16 protein-coding genes are annotated in these 18,755 nt (G+C 43.3%); all 16 read left to right on the forward strand.

Annotated elements, in window-relative coordinates; all coding sequences use genetic code 11:
* Positions 1 to 230: 230 nt before the first annotated feature.
* The 16 genes from HMPREF0833_RS01080 (at position 231) to HMPREF0833_RS01155 (ending at position 18,751) form a co-directional block, all read left to right on the forward strand.
* The gene (locus HMPREF0833_RS01080) at positions 231 to 6,023 is read left to right on the forward strand and encodes a ZmpA/ZmpB/ZmpC family metallo-endopeptidase (protein ID WP_013903318.1); all 5,793 of its coding nucleotides are present in this window, start codon (positions 231 to 233) and stop codon (positions 6,021 to 6,023) included.
* A gap of 228 nt (positions 6,024 to 6,251) precedes the next feature.
* Positions 6,252 to 6,452, forward strand: coding sequence for a F0F1 ATP synthase subunit C (locus HMPREF0833_RS01085; RefSeq protein WP_003006433.1), 201 nt, complete (start codon positions 6,252 to 6,254; stop codon positions 6,450 to 6,452).
* 33 nt (positions 6,453 to 6,485) lie between these two features.
* Positions 6,486 to 7,199, forward strand: a complete 714-nt coding sequence (gene atpB / locus HMPREF0833_RS01090) for a F0F1 ATP synthase subunit A (RefSeq protein WP_004219958.1) — start codon at positions 6,486 to 6,488, stop codon at positions 7,197 to 7,199.
* Positions 7,200 to 7,218: 19 nt separating this feature from the next.
* A complete protein-coding gene (gene atpF, locus HMPREF0833_RS01095; RefSeq protein ID WP_004219970.1) occupies positions 7,219 to 7,713 on the forward strand; it encodes a F0F1 ATP synthase subunit B in 495 nt (164 codons plus the stop codon).
* The gene (locus tag HMPREF0833_RS01100) at positions 7,713 to 8,249 is read left to right on the forward strand and encodes a F0F1 ATP synthase subunit delta (protein WP_013903319.1); all 537 of its coding nucleotides are present in this window, start codon (positions 7,713 to 7,715) and stop codon (positions 8,247 to 8,249) included. Before atpF ends, HMPREF0833_RS01100 begins: the two co-directional genes overlap by 1 nt.
* Positions 8,250 to 8,264: 15 nt before the next feature.
* Positions 8,265 to 9,770 (forward strand): F0F1 ATP synthase subunit alpha, encoded by a 1,506-nt coding sequence (gene atpA, locus HMPREF0833_RS01105; protein ID WP_009732555.1) that lies wholly within the window; start codon positions 8,265 to 8,267, stop codon positions 9,768 to 9,770.
* Between the two features lie 15 nt (positions 9,771 to 9,785).
* Entirely contained in the window at positions 9,786 to 10,667 is an 882-nt protein-coding gene (locus tag HMPREF0833_RS01110) for a F0F1 ATP synthase subunit gamma (protein WP_013903320.1), read from the forward strand.
* Between the two features lie 85 nt (positions 10,668 to 10,752).
* Positions 10,753 to 12,159, forward strand: coding sequence for a F0F1 ATP synthase subunit beta (gene atpD / locus HMPREF0833_RS01115; protein ID WP_013903321.1), 1,407 nt, complete (start codon positions 10,753 to 10,755; stop codon positions 12,157 to 12,159).
* Between the two features lie 13 nt (positions 12,160 to 12,172).
* Positions 12,173 to 12,592, forward strand: a complete 420-nt coding sequence (locus HMPREF0833_RS01120) for a F0F1 ATP synthase subunit epsilon (RefSeq protein WP_003002471.1) — start codon at positions 12,173 to 12,175, stop codon at positions 12,590 to 12,592.
* A 98-nt stretch (positions 12,593 to 12,690) separates the two neighbouring features.
* The gene (locus HMPREF0833_RS01125; protein ID WP_013903322.1) at positions 12,691 to 12,921 is read left to right on the forward strand and encodes a DUF1146 family protein; all 231 of its coding nucleotides are present in this window, start codon (positions 12,691 to 12,693) and stop codon (positions 12,919 to 12,921) included.
* Positions 12,922 to 12,987: 66 nt separating this feature from the next.
* Positions 12,988 to 14,271, forward strand: a complete 1,284-nt coding sequence (gene murA / locus HMPREF0833_RS01130; protein ID WP_013903323.1) for a UDP-N-acetylglucosamine 1-carboxyvinyltransferase — start codon at positions 12,988 to 12,990, stop codon at positions 14,269 to 14,271.
* On the forward strand, positions 14,261 to 14,449 hold the full coding sequence (locus HMPREF0833_RS01135; RefSeq protein ID WP_013903324.1) for a DNA-directed RNA polymerase subunit beta: 189 nt from the start codon (positions 14,261 to 14,263) through the stop codon (positions 14,447 to 14,449). Before murA ends, HMPREF0833_RS01135 begins: the two co-directional genes overlap by 11 nt.
* 82 nt (positions 14,450 to 14,531) lie before the next feature.
* Positions 14,532 to 15,371: a DNA/RNA non-specific endonuclease gene (locus HMPREF0833_RS01140; protein WP_013903325.1), complete on the forward strand. Its 840-nt coding sequence runs from the start codon at positions 14,532 to 14,534 to the stop codon at positions 15,369 to 15,371.
* An 81-nt stretch (positions 15,372 to 15,452) separates the two neighbouring features.
* Positions 15,453 to 16,172 carry a M57 family metalloprotease gene (locus tag HMPREF0833_RS01145; RefSeq protein ID WP_013903326.1) on the forward strand — a complete coding sequence of 240 codons (720 nt, stop codon included), beginning with the start codon at positions 15,453 to 15,455 and terminating at the stop codon, positions 16,170 to 16,172.
* Positions 16,173 to 16,278: 106 nt separating this feature from the next.
* A complete protein-coding gene (locus HMPREF0833_RS01150) occupies positions 16,279 to 18,186 on the forward strand; it encodes an ABC-F family ATP-binding cassette domain-containing protein (RefSeq protein WP_013903327.1) in 1,908 nt (635 codons plus the stop codon).
* Positions 18,187 to 18,394: 208 nt separating this feature from the next.
* The gene (locus tag HMPREF0833_RS01155; protein ID WP_013903328.1) at positions 18,395 to 18,751 is read left to right on the forward strand and encodes a hypothetical protein; all 357 of its coding nucleotides are present in this window, start codon (positions 18,395 to 18,397) and stop codon (positions 18,749 to 18,751) included.
* The last annotated feature ends 4 nt before the right edge of the window (positions 18,752 to 18,755 follow it).

Below are 18,755 nucleotides of genomic sequence, written 5' to 3' on the forward strand. Positions count from 1 at the left end.
AGAACTATGATACAAACGCCTTTCGAGGCGTTTTTTGTTTTGCTTTCTTCCTATAAATAAAACAGTTTATTTTTTTGAGTTTTAGTGCTTGCTAAAATAGAAGAAAAAAGATAAGATAGGTGAAGGTAAAAAATCTCGGGAAGTTCCTTGTTTTCGGAAACTATTTTCCTTCTCCATATAAAATAAGGCTTTGACCTGAGGTTTGAATATTACTATATAGGAATTTTAGGATGAAAAAAGCAAAACAATTTTTTGAAAAGAAGACCAAATATTCGATTCGGAAATTATCCGTTGGGGTTGGTCCAGTGGCCATTGGAGCCTTTTTATTGGGAGGAAGTCTGTTAGGAGCTCGTCCTGTCAAAGCTGATCAGGTGACCCTACCTGCAAACGTTCACTTAGGATATGTGACAGAAGAAGAGCTAACTGCTGATGAAAAAAAACAGGTAATTCATGCAATTCCTGAAGAATACCAAAATGAAGATACCTTCTATTTAGTCTATAAGAAGAAGGAGGCAACTCAGCCAGTTCTTCCCCAAACAGGAAGTCAGGAAATCGCCCTCTTTGGCCTAAGTCTAGCCACAGCTTCATTTGCGGTCCTCTTACTTTCTAAAAAGCACCGGAAGAAGGTCATGGGCGTCCTTTTGATTGGAGCCATGGGACAAAGTCTTTTAGTTCCAGTTGAAGTCGCTGCGCTACAAAATCAAATTTTTCGCGCTTATAATCAGGATCTTGCGATCTCATCGAGCAAAGATCTTGCAAATGGCGTGATTCAAATTGACGGCTACGACTATGTGGGCTATCTGCACTACTCGCCAGTCCAAAAGACGGATTCACAAGAAACAAAGGCTAAGCAGGAAACGAAATTTTCTGTAGCAGGGACGATCAAAAGAAGCACAGGGATTCCACAAGTGGAAGCACAAGCGCGTGTGACCCCAGAAGTCGCTCCAGCCTTTCCTCAAGTTGAAAAACCAAGCCTTGAAGTCTCTACTGAGCCTATCCCATTTGAAATTATCAACCAAGCTGATCCTACATTAGCCAAAGGGCAAACTAGGGTGCTGACTGCTGGCCAAAATGGAGAGCGGACTATATTTACGGAAGTGAGTGTAGTAGATGGACAAGAAGTTCGCAGAGTAGCTGAAAGCAAGCTCACTAAAGAACCGGTTTCGCAAATTATTGCCGTCGGTACAAAAGAAGATGCGCAACCAACCCCTCAACCAAGCCCTTCTCCAGTTGTAACAGCAAAGGGGACGCAGGAAGAAGGTCACGTGGGAGAAGCTCACGTTCAACCAGAGGCTCCAGCCTATACAGGAGTAGTGGAAGCTAAAGGGACGCAGGAAGAAGGTCACGTGGGAGAAGCTCCTGTTCAACCAGAGGCTCCAGCCTATACAGGAGTAGTGGAAGCTAAAGGGACACAAGAAGAAGGTCATGTTGGCGAAGCTCCTGTTCAATCAGAGAATCCAGCCTACCAAGTGACCGAAGGGACAGTGACGGAGACAGAAACGGTAATCCTTCCATATGAAACAGAGTATGTAACGGATGCCAATCGTTACACCGATGAAGAAATCCTCCTTCAGAAAGGCGAAGCTGGTAGCCAGGAAATTCGCCGTGTTTATAAAACGGTCAATGGCGAAAAGGTTGGAGAGCCCCTCAGCACGACAACTGAAACGGTAAAAGCTCCTGTGACAGAAAAAATTAGTCGTGGAAGTAAGGTGATTGAAGGCCAAACAGAGGATATTTCTTTTGAGGAAATTCCATTTAAGACGGTAATCGAACAGGATGCCACCTTGCTGAAAGGAAGCGAAACAGTTTCTCAAGCAGGTAAAAACGGGAAGAAGAAAATCAGCAAAGTCTATAAGACCATTAAAGGTGTAAAAACTGCGGATGCTCCAACAGTTTCGGAGGAAGTAGTTGAACAAGCCCAAGATCGGATCATTAAAAAAGGGACCAAAGAACTAGACAAGCCAACCTTAACCTTGACCCAGGTCGATAAGGAAGAATTGAAGCGCAGTGCCAAAGCTAGCTATCATTTAGACAAACCAGAGGGTGTGACCATCAAGTCCATCCAGGCGGTGTTGAAGAAGGGCGATCAAGTGGTGAAAACTTTTGCCCTTTCAGAGTCTGATTTAGCAGCTGCCTTACTGGATTTAGACTACTACAAGGATTATACGCTGGCAACGACCATGGTCTATGACCGCGGAAATGGGGATGAAGAAGAGATTCTCAAGGAAGAGCCACTAAGACTTGACCTTAAAAAAGTTGAAGTCAAAAACATCAAGGAAACCAGTCTGATTAGCGTGGATGACCAAGGTCTTGAGACAGATAGTAGCCTCTTGTCTGAAACACCATTGGATGTGAAACCTTATTACTTAAAGGTTACCACCCATGATAATAAGGTCACAAAACTGGCTGTTGATAAAATTGAAGAAGTGACGGTAGAGGGAGCGACCTTATACAAAATAACAGCCAAAGCTCCAGATCTGATCCAACGGACTGCGGACAAGCAGTTTAGTGAGGACTATGTCCATTATATTGCGAAGCCGAAAGCTCATGAAGGAGATGTCTATTACAATTTCAACGAACTTGTAAAAGCTATGCAAGCCAATCCGACTGGTACCTTTAAGCTTGGTAGCAGTATGAATGCAAGTAATGTGCAACCAGCTGGCAAGTCTTATGTAACCAATGCCTTCAAGGGAATATTGGAAAGTACAGAAGGCAATAAATTTGCTATCCATAACATTACGAGACCGTTATTTGGTAACATCGAAGGTGGTACTGTTAAGAATCTCTTGCTTGAAAATGTTGCGATTGACCTACCTGGGACAGATCGAGTAGCACCAATCGCAGGTGTCATAAAAAATAATGCGATTGTCGAAAATGTTAAAGTAACAGGAAGCGTTGTTGGAAACAACGATGTAGCAGGGATCATCAATAAAATTGATGGCAGTGGGAAGGTCAGTAATGTTGCCTTCATCGGGAAACTGCACGCTGCTGGCAATAAAGGTGGCTATCTAGCAGGTGTTATTGGTGAGAACTGGAAAGGTGTCGTTGAAAAAGCTTACGTTGATGCTGAAATCACTGGTAACAAAGCCAAAGCGGCAGGTCTCGTTTATTCCTCTCAAAATGGTGGAAATAACCACACAGTAGGTAAAGAAGGGGTTCTCAGAAATTCACTTGCTAAAGGTTCAATTGAACTCAAAGAAGCAGTTCAATCTGGTGGATTACTCGGGACCAACTGGGCCTTGGGGACTATTGAAGACAATATCACCATGATGAAAGTCAAAACTGGTGAGATGGTCTTCGGACACTCGGATATCGATGCAGATGATTACTTCACCTATTCAAGAACCAAGCGCAATTACAGTGTGGAGGGCGTGAGTGAAGGGAAGAAATCCTTTAACAATTCCCGTAGAATCCCAAGCATCTCGCTGGCAGAAGCTGAGCAGAAGATTGAAGCAATGGGAATCACTGCTGATAAATTTACCAACAGTAAACCGATTGAAGTTACGCTCAATAACCTTGTTAGCAAAGACGATCAATACAAGGCAATTGATGGCTACGATGCCACTCGCGAACTTGCTTACCGCAATATTGCAAAACTGCAACCATTCTACAACAAAGAGTGGATTGTGGATCAAGGAAATAAATTGGCTACAGGAAGTCCTCTCTTGACAAAAGAAGCCTTGTCGGTGACGGCCATGAAAGGCAATACCTTTGTGACAGAACTGGGGGATGCCGACCATATTCTGATCCATTACTCGGATAAGACAAAAGATATCTTTAGCATTTCACCGAAAGATTCAAAAGTCAAACAAGTGAAAGAGTACAGCGTAGCGGAGCTCGGTGAAGTGGTCTACACGCCGAATATGGTGGACAAAGACCGGAGAGATCTCATTAGTGCCATTGTTGAAACATTAAATCCCGTCGAATTACAATCTGACCCAATCTACACGCACCTAGGTAGAACAGGACCTAACAAAGTCAATGCCATTAAGAACCTTTACCTCGAAGAAAGCTTCCAAGAAGTCAAAGACAATCTGACTCACTTTGTCAAACAACTGGTTGAAAACCAAGACCATCAATTAAACACGGATGAGGCTGCCAAACGGGCACTCATCAAGAAAATTGAAGATAACAAGGCTGCCGTACTTCTGGGGCTTTCTTACCTCAATCGCTATTACGGAGTGAAGTTCGATGATGTCCATCTCAAACAGCTCATGTTGTTCAAGCCAGACTTCTATGGGAAGAATGTCGATGTTTTAGATCGCTTGATCGAAATTGGTTCAAAAGAAGATTATATCAAAGGGACTCGTACCCACGATGCCTTCCGAGAAGTCGTGGCTAAATCGACTCTTTCTGGTAACCTAAATGACTTCTTGAAGTACAATATGGAGCTCTTTACAAGTGATAGAGACTTGAATGATTGGTTCATCAAAGCAACCAAAGACAATGTCTATATAGTGGAGCCTGAGACGACCAATCCAGCGTTCGCATCTGCCAAACACAGAGCTTATGAAGGCTTAAACAATGATGTTCACGGTAAAATGATCTTGCCACTCTTGAACTTAAAAGATGCCCATATGTTCTTGATTTCAACTTACAATACCATGGCCTACAGTTCCTTTGAGAAATATGGCAAGAATACGGAAGCGGAACGAACTGCCTTCAAAGCGGAAATTGACAAGGTGGCTAAAGGACAACAAAATTACCTAGATTTCTGGTCGCGTCTCGCAACGGATAAGGTTCGCAATCAACTCTTGAAGAGCAATAATATGGTTTCGACCCCTGTCCTTGATAATCAAAACTACAAGGGCATTAGTACAGATCGCTATGGCCATACCAACAGTGGCAAAGATGTCGCTCCAATTCGTGAATTGTATGGCCCAACCGATCGTTACCATGCGACAGATTGGCGGATGGGAGCAGTAGCTCGAATTTACGGAAATCCATATAAAGACGACTCTGTCTTCTTCATGGTGACCGATATGGTCAGTGACTTTGGGGTGTCTGCCTTTACCCACGAAACGACGCACGTCAATGACCGTATGGTTTACTTAGGTGGGTGGAGACACCGCGAAGGGACAGATATTGAAGCCTTTGCCCAAGGAATGCTCCAAACACCATCTGTATCCAATCCAAATGGGGAATACAAAGCCTTAGGTCTCAACATGGCTTATGAACGTCAAAACGATGGAAACCAATGGTACAATACAAATCCAAATGATCTCACCTCACGTGAGGAGATTGATCGGTACATGAAAGGCTATAACGATACGCTCATGCTTCTGGATTACCTAGAAGGGGAAGCTGTATTGGATAAACATAGCAAGGACTTAAACAATGCTTGGTTCAAGAAGGTTGATAAACAATACCGAGGAGCGAACACCAAGAATCAATTCGATAAGGTTCGACCGTTGAGTGATGAGGAAAAAGCCATTGCTTTAAATACAGTAGATGACCTCATCACCAATAATTTCATGACCAACCGTGGTCCTGGAAATGGCGTCTATAATCCATCTGACTTTGGTTCAGCCTATGTGACTGTGCCGATGATGACAGGGATCTATGGTGGGAACACCAGTGAAGGGGCTCCTGGAGCCATGTCCTTCAAACACAATACTTTCAGGATTTGGGGCTATTATGGCTATGAAAAAGGCTTCTTAGGGTATGCTTCAAACAAGTATAAACAAGAGTCTAAACAAGCTGGACTTGCCACTCTAGGAGATGACTTCGTCATTCAGAAGATTTCTGATGGAAGATTCAGTACCCTTGAAGATTGGAAGAAAGCTTACTTCAATGAAGTGGTAACCAGTGCCAAAAATGGAATGCAGGCTATTGACATCGATGGGAAGACATACAATAGCTATGAAGACTTGAAACGTGCATTTGCTGAAGCAGTGGATAAAGATAAGGCTACTCTAAGTAACGGTTCTGTCAAATTTGACAATACGGTTGCACTGAAAGAAAAAGTCTTTAAGAAATTGCTGCAACAAACAGACAGTTTCAAAACGTCTATCTTTAAATAATCGAATTCTCTCATCTGCTGAGCAGGTGAGAGTTTTTTAGAAGAAAAAATGAATAGAGGTGGACAAAGTGTCTAAAAATTAAAAGGAATCAATCGTAGGTCGGAAAAATTATCATATTAAAAAAATAACGTAATTTAACAAAAACGCTTTCTTTTCTAGGAAATATTTGACTATTATATCTTTTAGGAGTAAACTAAGGAGGTAAAATTTATAAAAGGAGAATTCATCATGAATTTAACATTTTTAGGTCTTTGTTTAGCCTGCTTTGGTGTATCACTGGCAGAAGGTTTGATGATGAGCAGCCTATTGAAATCTGCGTCTCGTCAACCAGAAATTATTGGTCAATTGCGTAGCCTCTTGATTCTTGGTGTTGCCTTTGTCGAAGGTACTTTCTTCGTAACCTTGGTTATGGCCTTCATTATCAAATAAGCACTTCTATTTTAGAAAAGGAGGTGTCAAAACTTGGAAGAAAGTATCACTCCAACGATAACTCTTGGACCTGTAACTTTTAATTTGACCCTACTTGCTATGACCTTGATTGCTGTTTTGGTGGTTTTTGGCTTTATTTATTGGGCCAGCCGTAAAATGACGATCCGACCAAAGGGCAAACAAAATGTGCTGGAATACGCATATGACTTTGTCGTAGGCTTCACCAAAGGAAATATTGGGGAACATTATATAAAGGACTATTCATTGTTCTTGTTTGTTCTTTTCCTATTTCTTTTAGTGGCCAATAACATTGGATTGATGGCTAAAATCGAAACGACCAATGGTTACAATTTGTGGACATCACCAACCGCTAACCTGGGTTATGACTTTGCCTTTTCATTTTTGATCACCTTAATCGCCCATGTAGAAGGAATTCGCCGACGTGGTGTGAAGGAATATTTAAAGGCTTTTGTGACACCTGGATTTATGACCCCCATGAATATTTTGGAAGAATTAACGAACTTTGCCTCCTTGGCACTTCGGATCTTCGGAAATATCTTTGCGGGTGAGGTATTAGCAAGCTTGCTCGTGAACTTATCACACCAAGCTTTCTATTGGTATCCATTTGCCTTTATTGGTAGCATGGCATGGACTGCATTTTCAATTTTTATTTCATGTATCCAAGCCTATGTGTTTACCATGTTGTCATCAATCTATATTGGTAAGAAAATTAATGGTGAAGAGTAAGTAGAGGAGGAGTAGAAGAATGCATGTATCAATGAGTGAAATTATTGGTAACTTTATTCTCATTGCTGGTTCCTTCCTATTATTAATCTTTTTAATAAAGAAATTTGCATGGAACAATATCAATGGAATTTTAGAAGCGCGTGCCAAAAAGATTACAGATGATATTGATGGAGCAGAATCAGCTCGTCAAAAAGCTGAGGAACTAGCAAGTAAACGTGAAGAAGAGTTGGCAGGTAGCCGCAAAGAAGCTGCGTCTATTGTCGAAAATGCAAAGGAAACTGCAGAAAAGAACAAATCTCAGATCCTTTCAGAAGCCACTCAAGAAGCAGTACGTTTGAAAGAAAAAGCGCAACAAGAAATTGCGCATAACAAAGAAGAAGCATTGAACAGTATCAAAGGCGATGTGGCAGATCTCACTGTCAATCTTGCCAGCAAATTGTTGAGTCAACAGCTGGATGCTGAAGGTCAACGCCAACTGATCGATCGCTATCTTGATGAATTAGGAGAAGCCTAATGGACAAAAAGCAACTGATGGTGATTGAGAAATATACCCAGCCTTTTGTTCAATTGGTCTTTGAAAAAGGAGAACAAGATCTTGTCTTTGAAAAATTGACCCAAATCAAGGGCATTTTTGAGGAGACTGGACTTGCTAACTTCTTAGCTCATATCGGTGTAGAGGATGAAGAGAAAGCAAAAAGTCTAAGACTTTTTCAACCCTCTGATTCACAATTACTCGACCATTTGATTGAAGTGGTTATTCTCAATCATCGTGAAGCCTTATTTTATGACATTGTAACGATTTGTTTGGATCAGATTCAACTGTTGAGCAACGCATTTGTCGTCACTGTTACGACAGTTGCTGGTTTGGATCCTGTTCAAGAGCAAAAGCTAGTACCCATTATCGAAAGAAAATTTGGGATTCAAGTTCGCTCGATCCAACAAAAGATCGATCCAGATTTAATTGGTGGCTTTGTCGTGACAGCCAATCATAAAACGTTGGATACCAGTCTCAAACACCAATTGCAAGTTATAAAATCTAAATTGAAATAGAAAGTGGTGTGAATTTTGGCGATTAACGCACAAGAAATCAGCGCTTTAATTAAGCAACAAATTGAAAATTTCAAGCCAAACTTTGACGTCACTGAGACAGGTGTTGTAACCTACATTGGTGACGGGATTGCCCGTGCTCATGGGCTTGAAAATGCCATGAGTGGTGAGTTGTTGATTTTTGAAAATGGCTCATACGGGATGGCCCAAAACTTAGAAACAACGGATGTCGGGATCATCATCTTGGGTGATTTCACGGATATTCGTGAAGGAGACTCTGTCCGTCGTACAGGTAAAATCATGGAAGTCCCTGCGGGGGATGCCTTGATTGGTCGTGTTGTCAACCCACTTGGCCAACCAGTAGATGGTTTGGGTGAGATTGTGACAGATAAATTCCGTCCAGTAGAAACACCAGCTCCTGGTGTTATGCAACGGAAATCTGTCTCAGAACCCCTACAAACTGGTTTGAAAGCCATTGATGCCCTTGTTCCAATTGGACGCGGTCAACGGGAATTGATCATCGGGGACCGTCAAACAGGGAAAACTTCGATTGCCATCGATACCATCTTGAACCAAAAGGGTCAAGACATGATCTGTATCTATGTGGCGATTGGTCAAAAAGAATCAACAGTTCGTACGCAAGTAGAAACTCTCCGTAAATACGGAGCTATGGATTATACGATTGTGGTAACCGCTTCGGCTTCTCAACCGTCTCCATTGCTTTATTTGGCACCTTATGCTGGGGTTGCCATGGCAGAAGAGTTCATGTATAACGGTAAACATGTTTTGATCGTCTATGATGATTTGTCAAAACAAGCCGTAGCCTACCGTGAATTGTCCCTTCTTCTCCGTCGTCCACCAGGTCGTGAAGCCTTCCCAGGGGATGTCTTCTATCTCCACAGTCGTTTGTTGGAACGTTCAGCTAAAGTTTCAGATGAATTGGGTGGAGGCTCTATTACAGCTCTTCCAATCATTGAAACCCAAGCAGGAGATATTTCTGCTTATATCGCAACCAATGTGATTTCGATCACAGACGGACAAATCTTCTTGCAAGATAGTTTGTTTAATGCCGGTATTCGTCCAGCCATTGATGCCGGATCTTCTGTTTCCCGGGTTGGTGGATCTGCTCAAATCAAGGCTATGAAGAAGGTTGCTGGTACCCTTCGTATCGACCTCGCTTCCTACCGTGAGTTGGAAGCCTTCACGAAATTTGGTAGTGATTTGGATGCGGCCACTCAAGCGAAATTGAACCGTGGTCGTCGGACAGTGGAAGTCTTGAAACAACCCGTTCATGAACCATTGACAGTTGAAAAACAAGTCGTGATCTTGTATGCCTTGACTCATGGTTTCTTAGATAGTGTTCCAGTAGACGACATTCTTCGTTTCCAAGAAGAGTTGTTTGATTACTTTGAAGCACATTATCATCAAATCTTTGAGACGATTCGTTCGACACATGATCTTCCAGCAGAAGAAGAACTGGATGCAGCCCTTACTGAATTTGTCAACCAGTCAAATTTCAAATAGAAATAGGAGTGGAAGATGGCAGTTTCATTAAATGATATTAAAAATAAAATTGCATCCACAAAAAACACCAGTCAAATCACCAATGCCATGCAGATGGTGTCCGCTGCCAAACTTGGTAAATCTGAGCAGGCAGCCAAGGATTTTCAGGTTTATGCTGCTAAGGTTCGTAAGCTCTTAACAGACTTGCTCCATGGACATGAAACAGAAAATACCAAGTCCCATCCGATGTTGGTGAGTCGCCCGGTAAAAAAGACAGCTTATATCGTGATTACATCCGATCGTGGTTTGGTTGGAGGTTACAATGCCTCCATCCTTAAAACCATGATGGAAATGAAGGCAGAATACCATCCAACTGGAGATGACTTTGAAGTGATCTGTATTGGAAGCGTCGGTGCGGATTTCTTCCGTGCCCGTGGGATTCAGCCGGTTTATGAATTGCGTGGTTTGCCTGATCAGCCTAGCTTTAAGGAAGTTCGCAAGATCATTTCGAAAACAGTCCAAATGTATCAGGAAGGCTTGTTTGATGAGTTGTACGTCTGTTACAACCACCACGTCAACAGTTTGACGAGTCAAATGCGGGTGGAACAAATGCTTCCAATTATTGATTTGGACCCAAATGAAGCGGATGAGGACTATGTATTGAATCTAGAATTGGAATCTAGTCGAGATGCCATTTTGGATCAATTGCTTCCTCAATTTGCTGAAAGCATGATCTATGGTGCCATTATTGATGCTAAAACAGCTGAAAATGCTGCTGGGATGATGGCCATGCAAACTGCAACAGACAATGCCAAGAAAGTCATTGATGAATTAACGATTCAATACAACCGTGCTCGTCAAGCAGCGATTACACAAGAAATTACCGAAATCGTTGCGGGTGCTAGCGCCCTTGAATAGTTGTCGGATACAATTTTAAATACAAAAACAGATGCTTGAAAGAGAACTTTTGAGCAGTAGAAATTACTTAGAATAGGAGAATGACATGAGTTTAGGCAAAATTTCTCAGGTCGTAGGTCCCGTCGTAGACGTTGCCTTTTCCGTTGGAGATAAACTTCCTGAGATCAATAATGCGCTTGTAGTCTATAAAAATGACCAACAAAAATCAAAAGTCGTTCTTGAAGTAGCTTTGGAACTTGGTGATGGGGTCGTACGGACCATCGCCATGGAATCAACCGATGGTTTAACCCGTGGAATGGAAGTCTTGGACACAGGTCGTCCAATCTCTGTTCCTGTCGGAAAAGAAACCTTGGGACGTGTCTTCAATGTTCTTGGAGATACCATTGACTTGGATCAACCTTTTGCTGAGGATGCTCCTCGTGACTCCATCCACAAAAAAGCTCCATCCTTTGACGAGCTCTCTACTTCAGAAGAAATTCTTGAAACAGGGATCAAGGTCATTGACCTCTTAGCCCCTTATTTGAAAGGTGGGAAGGTCGGACTCTTCGGTGGTGCCGGAGTTGGGAAGACTGTCTTGATTCAAGAATTAATCCATAATATTGCCCAAGAACACGGTGGTATTTCTGTATTTACCGGTGTTGGGGAACGGACACGTGAAGGGAATGACCTTTACTGGGAAATGAAAGAATCTGGCGTTATTGAAAAAACAGCCATGGTCTTTGGACAAATGAATGAGCCACCTGGAGCACGGATGCGTGTTGCTTTGACTGGTTTGACCATTGCGGAATACTTCCGTGATGTCGAAGGTCAGGACGTCCTCTTGTTTATCGACAATATCTTCCGTTTCACCCAAGCCGGATCTGAAGTATCAGCCCTTTTGGGACGGATGCCTTCAGCCGTTGGTTACCAACCTACTTTGGCAACTGAAATGGGGCAATTGCAAGAACGGATTACGTCAACCAAGAAAGGTTCTGTTACATCCATCCAAGCCATCTATGTGCCAGCCGATGACTATACAGACCCAGCGCCAGCAACCGCCTTTGCCCACTTGGATTCAACAACCAACTTGGAACGTAAATTGGTACAATTGGGGATCTACCCTGCGGTGGACCCATTGGCATCAAGCTCACGTGCCCTTTCTCCAGAAATCGTAGGAGAAGAACACTATGCAGTAGCTTCTGAGGTCAAACGCGTCCTTCAACGTTACCATGAATTGCAAGATATCATTGCGATCTTGGGGATGGATGAATTGTCTGACGAAGAAAAGACCTTAGTTGCTCGTGCTCGCCGGATCCAATTCTTCTTGTCACAAAACTTCAACGTTGCCGAACAATTTACCGGTCAACCTGGTTCATACGTACCTGTTGCAGAAACTGTTCGTGGTTTTAAAGAAATCTTGGACGGAAAATATGACCATCTTCCTGAAGATGCCTTCCGTGGTGTTGGATCGATCGAAGATGTGATTGCCAAAGCTGAAAAAATGGGATTCTAAGAAGAGGTGAAAGATGAGTCAAATGAACGTCCAAATCGTTACACCGGATGGACTGGTTTATGATCATCATGCCGCATTTGTATCTGTCAAGACAATTGATGGTGAATTAGGGATTTTACCTCATCATATCAATACCATTGCGGTTTTGGCTGTAGACCAAGTAAAGGTTCGTCGTGTCGACGATGACAAACATATTGATTGGATTGCAGTCAATGGGGGGATTATCGAAGTAGCAGATAATGTCATTACCATTGTTGCCGATTCTGCCGAACGTGCTCGAGATATCGACATTAGTCGTGCAGAACGTGCCAAACTGCGAGCTGAAAAAGCGATTGAAGAAGCCAAAGATCAGCATTCGGTTGATATGGAACGTCGTGCTAAAATTGCTCTTCAACGCGCCATTAATCGGATTAATGTCGGAAATCGTTTATAACATATTAAAAAATAAGGTAGAGGTCTTATCCTCGCCTTATTTTTGTTGAGTGAGAATCAAAAGAAGAAAGTGAGAATCAAATATGGTATAATAGCTGTATGATTCAAATGATTTTTAACTTTTCAAGCCATTTATTGTTTATCTTTTTTGCCTATTACCTATTGTTGAACCTGGTTCAATGGGAAAAGTTTTTAAAAGTAAGTACTGAAAATGCTGTTAAAATCCGTTTTTTGATCTTGATGCTCAGCATTGGAATCGGCTATCTAGCCAGCTCATTTTTTATCAGCGTGTATGAGATGAGTCGGCAGATTTTTATTGGCCAATTCTAACCACATTTTATAAAAAATATGGTATGATAGAAGTCGTGACTTTAAGAAATTGGAGAACAATCCCGTATGGAAAAAATAATCGTTAATGGTGGAAATAATCGACTAGTTGGAACTGTCAAAATCGAAGGAGCAAAAAACGCTGTCCTTCCGCTTCTTGCTGCAACAGTCCTTGCAAGTGAGGGCGTGACAACCTTAAAAAACGTCCCTGTTTTATCAGATGTCTTCACAATGAATAATGTCGTTCGTGGGTTGAATGCACAAGTGACCTTCAATGAAGAAGAAAATACGGTTGTCGTAGATGCGCAAGAAAAATTGTCAGAGGAAGCGCCTTATAAGTATGTGAGCAAGATGCGAGCCTCTATCGTTGTCTTGGGTCCTGTCTTGGCACGGAATGGCCATGCCAAAGTTTCCATGCCTGGAGGCTGTACGATCGGTAGTCGTCCGATTGATCTTCACCTTAAGGGTCTGGAAGCCATGGGGGCTGAAATTACACAAACGGCCGGCTATATTGAAGCGAAAGCAGATCGTCTCAAGGGAGCACATATCTATATGGACTTCCCATCAGTAGGGGCGACACAAAATATTATGATGGCCGCAACCTTGGCTGATGGAGTCACCGTGATTGAAAATGCTGCGCGGGAACCTGAGATTGTCGACCTAGCTCTTTTGCTCAACAAAATGGGAGCTAATGTCAGGGGGGCAGGAACTGAGACCTTAACCGTCGTCGGTGTGGAGAGCTTGCACGGGGCAAACCACAATGTTGTACAAGACCGCATCGAAGCTGGAACTTTTATGATTGGGGCAGCCATGACGGGTGGAGATGTCTTGATCGAAGATGCCATTTGGGAACACAATCGTCCGCTGCTGTCTAAGATGCAGGAGATGGGCGTGACGGTAACCGAAGAAGAAAATGGAATTCGGATTCAATCGGATATCAGTAAGCTCCGTCCAGTGACCGTTAAAACTCTTCCGTACCCAGGATTCCCAACTGATATGCAGGCTCAATTTACAGCCTTGATGGCCATGGCTAAGGGTGAGTCCACCATGATTGAAACTGTCTTTGAGAATCGCTTCCAGCATTTAGAAGAGATGCGTCGAATGGGCGTTCACTCAGATATTATGCGGGATACAGCTCGTATCGTAGGAGGTGAAAGTTTCCAAGGTGCAGAGGTCATGTCGACCGATTTGCGTGCGAGTGCAACGCTTGTCTTGATGGGCTTAGTGGCAGAAGGAGAGACGAAAGTCAGCAAATTAAGTCACTTAGACCGTGGTTATTATCAATTCCATGAGAAATTGGTGGCACTTGGTGCAGATGTGAAACGTGTAGAGGAAGCAGACGATGAAAACTAATCTTCGTTATGTTGGAAAACAGCTAGGAATTGTCCTCCTGTTGGCTGTGATTGGCATCATCATTTTTGCAGTTGGTTTGGTCATTGGCTATGGAGTGATTGGCAATGGAAAAAATCCATGGTCCATTCTCTCTCCGGAGACCTGGTCAGAGATCATTGGAAAGCTAACAGGCAAATAAGATTTAAATAAAATTGAGTAAAAAGGAGAGCAGCGAATCGAGTCAGTGACCCATCTAGCGCTGCTCTTTTTTGGAGAGAGGAATGACAAAACAAATAGTAAGCAAACGAACCAAACAAACGCTAGCAGGCTTCGTGGTTGCAACAGCCTTAGCAATTGGTGGTTATTATTTTAATCAATCGTCGGTAAAAGAAGCGACGGATCAGGTTGTTTCCGTGGTGACTAGTAGCCAAGAGGAAACACCCAGTAAAGAGTTAGCTAGCTCTGTACTAACGAAATCTGCTTTTTCACAATTGGGGAATGACTTGGAATGGAACGGAGTTGGAGCCTTCGTTGTCAAGGGCAATCGAACAGATTTGGATGCCAGTGTGGCTAGTCAACCCTATGCAGATAACAAGACAAAAGAGGTGAATGGAAAGACCGTACCGACAGTTGCCAATGCCATCATGACTAAGGCGACTCGTCAGTACAGAGATCGCGATGCAACAGGAAGTGGCCGAACCGATTGGAAACCTGCAGGTTGGCATCAGGTTCATAATCTGTCAGGCGAGTACGACCATGCTGTGGATAGAGGTCATCTATTGGGCTACGCCTTGATCGGCAATCTCAAAGGCTTTGATGCTTCGACTAGTAATCCCAAAAATATCGCCGTCCAAACGGCTTGGTCTAATCAAGCCAATGATCCTCATTCCACCGGTCAAAACTACTATGAGACTCTGGTTCGAAAAGCGCTGGATAAGAACAAGCGGATCCGCTATCGGGTCACCTTGATCTACAATCAGCCGGAAGATCTGATTCCTTTAGGTTCTCAGATCGAAGCCAAATCGAGTGATGGGACCCTTGAGTTCAATGTCTTTGTTCCCAATGTTCAAAGTGGAATGAGCCTGGATTACCAGACAGGAAAAGTAACCATCCATCAATAAGCAAAAAAGCAGGTTTATTTAAGTTATTTTTAAGCATGGGGTGTTACAATTGCATACCTTCTTTAAGAGAAAGGAGAATGTATGAGAACTATTTTTCGGTTTTTCAGAGGAATCCTTCGCATGGCTTGGAGTCTCTTTTGGGGATTTTTCTGGACCATTGCGATCAGTTTTCTCGTCCTAGTGGGGATCATCTATTTCACAGATTCTCCTAGTTCTGGTTTTGATGGGGTTGGGCGAGCTGCCCAAAAGGTTGTCTATCAAGTTGGAAATTTATTTGGTGATCAGGGCTTTGCATCGCGCTTTGGGATGGCGCCTAGCTCACAGACGACGCAGACGGATAATCATGAGCATAGCGGTGCTCGCTGGGAAAAAGCGGAGGCCACGGTCTACCTGGATCCCAATATCAGTCAAACTTTCGTAAAAGCCTATCGGGATGCTATTGAGGCTTGGAACCAAACAGGTGCCTTTACCTTCAAGCTGGTCACAAATGAAAAAGAGGCCAATGTGGTCTTGACCGAGATGGACAACGCATCCGTTTCTGCAGCAGGAGAGACTGCCTCTCAAACTAACCTTTTAACCAATCGGTTCACCCACATCACAGTTCGCCTCAATCGCCATTATCTGTTAAATTATGTCTATAACTATAGTTATGATCGGATTGTCAATACAGCTGAGCATGAGCTAGGCCATGCGATTGGGTTGGACCACACAGATGGAGAATCGGTCATGCAACCAGCTGGCTCTTTCTACAGTATCCAGAATTCAGATGTAGAAGCAGTCCGGCAATTATACAAGGAATAATGAGTTTTAAAATACTTGCTAAAAGTTCTGGGCCTCAAGGGGCTCGGTTTTTTTTGATGCTTCGTCTTCCCTTGTTTAATCCGTAAAAAGATAGTAAAATAGGGACATGATTATTTTACAAGCCAACAAAATTGAACGCTCTTTTGCAGGGGAGGTTCTTTTTGATAATATCAGCCTGCAAGTGGATGAACGGGACCGGATTGCCCTGGTCGGAAAGAATGGAGCTGGCAAGTCGACGCTCTTAAAAATCTTGGTGGGAGAAGAAGAGCCGACTTCTGGGGAAATCAATAAAAAACGGGACCTTTCCCTCTCATATCTGGCCCAAGATAGCCGCTTTGAGTCGTCCAATACCATCTACGATGAAATGCTTCATGTCTTTGACGATCTTCGTAAGACGGAGAAAAGCTTGCGGCAGATGGAGCTGGAGATGGGGGAAAAAACTGGGGCTGATTTGGACAAACTTATGCAGGATTATGACCGTTTATCGGAAGAATTCCGTCAAGCTGGTGGCTTCACCTATGAGGCAGATATCCGAGCTATTCTAAACGGCTTCAAGTTTGATGAGTCTATGTGGCAGATGAAGATTGAAGAGTTATCTGGTGGGCAAAATACCCGTCTGGCTCTGGCCAAGATGCTCTTGGAAAAGCCAAATCTCTTGGTACTGGACGAGCCGACCAACCACTTGGATATTGAGACCATTGCCTGGTTGGAAAATTACTTGGTCAATTATAGTGGGGCCCTTCTCATTGTCAGTCACGACCGGTATTTCCTAGATAAGGTCGCTACCATTACTTTGGATTTGACCAAGCATTCCTTGGACCGCTATGTCGGTAATTACTCCAGCTTTGTCGAGCAAAAAGAGCAAAAGCTTCTGACCGAAGCTAAGAACTACGAGAAACAACAAAAAGAGATTGCAGCGCTCGAAGACTTTGTTAATCGTAATTTGGTGCGGGCCTCAACCACCAAACGGGCCCAGTCTCGTCGCAAGCAGTTGGAAAAAATGGAGCGCCTAGACAAGCCCGAAGCTGGGACCAAGTCTGCCCATATGACCTTCCATTCTGATAAGACCTCTGGCAATGTCGTCTTGACAGTAGAAGAGGCGGCCGTTGGCTATGATGATCAAATCCTGTCCGAGCCGATCAATCTGGATATCCGTAAGATGAATGCGGTCGCTATTGTGGGACCAAATGGGATTGGGAAATCTACTCTTATCAAGTCCATCGTCGGGCAGATTCCTTTTATCAAGGGGGAAGCCCGTTTTGGGGCCAATGTCGAGGTGGGCTACTATGACCAGACCCAAAGTAAACTAACCCCTCACAATAGTGTCTTGGATGAGCTCTGGAATGACTTTAAACTGACACCAGAAGTAGAAATTCGCAATCGCCTAGGAGCCTTCCTTTTCTCAGGGGACGATGTCAAGAAAACCATCGGCATGCTGTCAGGTGGAGAGCGGGCACGCCTGCTATTGGCAAAGCTTTCTATGGAGAATAATAACTTCTTGATTCTCGATGAGCCGACCAACCACTTGGACATCGATAGCAAGGAAGTACTGGAAAATGCCTTGATTGATTTTGATGGGACCCTGCTTTTTGTCAGCCACGACCGCTACTTTATCAATCGGGTAGCGACTCAAGTCTTAGAACTCTCAGAAGAGGGCTCGACCCTTTATCTGGGAGACTATGATTATTATCTGGAGAAAAAAGCAGAGTTAGAGGCCCTTGCTGCAGCGCAAGCAGAAGCTGAGCCCGCTTCTTCAACGGAAGAAGTCACTGGCAATGACTATCATTTGCAAAAGCAAAATCAAAAGGAACTCCGCAAAATCACCCGCCGTATTGAGCAATTGGAAGCAGAGATGGAAGAGCTGGATCAAAAAATCCAAGCCATCACCGAAACCATGCATAGCACCAATGATGCAGAGGATTTGGTCCAACTGCAAAGCGAGCTAGACCAACTGACTATTCAACAGGAAGCTGTCATGGAAGAGTGGGCAGAACTGTCAGAGCAGGTGGAATAGATGGAAGATTTAGGCAAAGTTTTTCGTGAATTTCGAATCAGTAAAAATTATTCATTGAAAGAAGCTGCAGGCCACCAATGAAACCGGCGAACTCATGGAGAGCCAGTAGCAAATCGACCAGCTGACCGCCGCCCAAGAAGAAGCCATGATAGAATGGGAAGAATTAGCGGAGAAAGTGTAGTTTTCTAATTTGCCTAAGGAGAACATTATGACGTCTGAAAATGATTGGTTTATGAAGCAGATTAAAGGTGTAGCCGATATAATTGGTACAACTTTGCGCCTGCAGATTCAGAATTTAGATTTGGGGCAGTACGAGGATGAGGAAGGAAGACTCATCAACGGGAATCACTATCTTCAGCAAATTTTAGAAGAGCATCGCTTTGCAGAGGCCATTTCTTTTGTTGAAGAGCAGATGAAACGCCTACCTCTTCATCAGTATGATCTATTGGTTGATTGGCTGATTTCTTACTTAAGACAATTAGATTTTTCCGTTAAAGAAGAACATGGATTCTACGAAGTATACTTGCAAGAGTTAGAAAGGTACTTAAAGGAATTTAAGTGGTAATCAA

Origin of the sequence: Streptococcus parasanguinis ATCC 15912, assembly GCF_000164675.2 — a bacterium.
Classification (GTDB): domain Bacteria; phylum Bacillota; class Bacilli; order Lactobacillales; family Streptococcaceae; genus Streptococcus; species Streptococcus parasanguinis.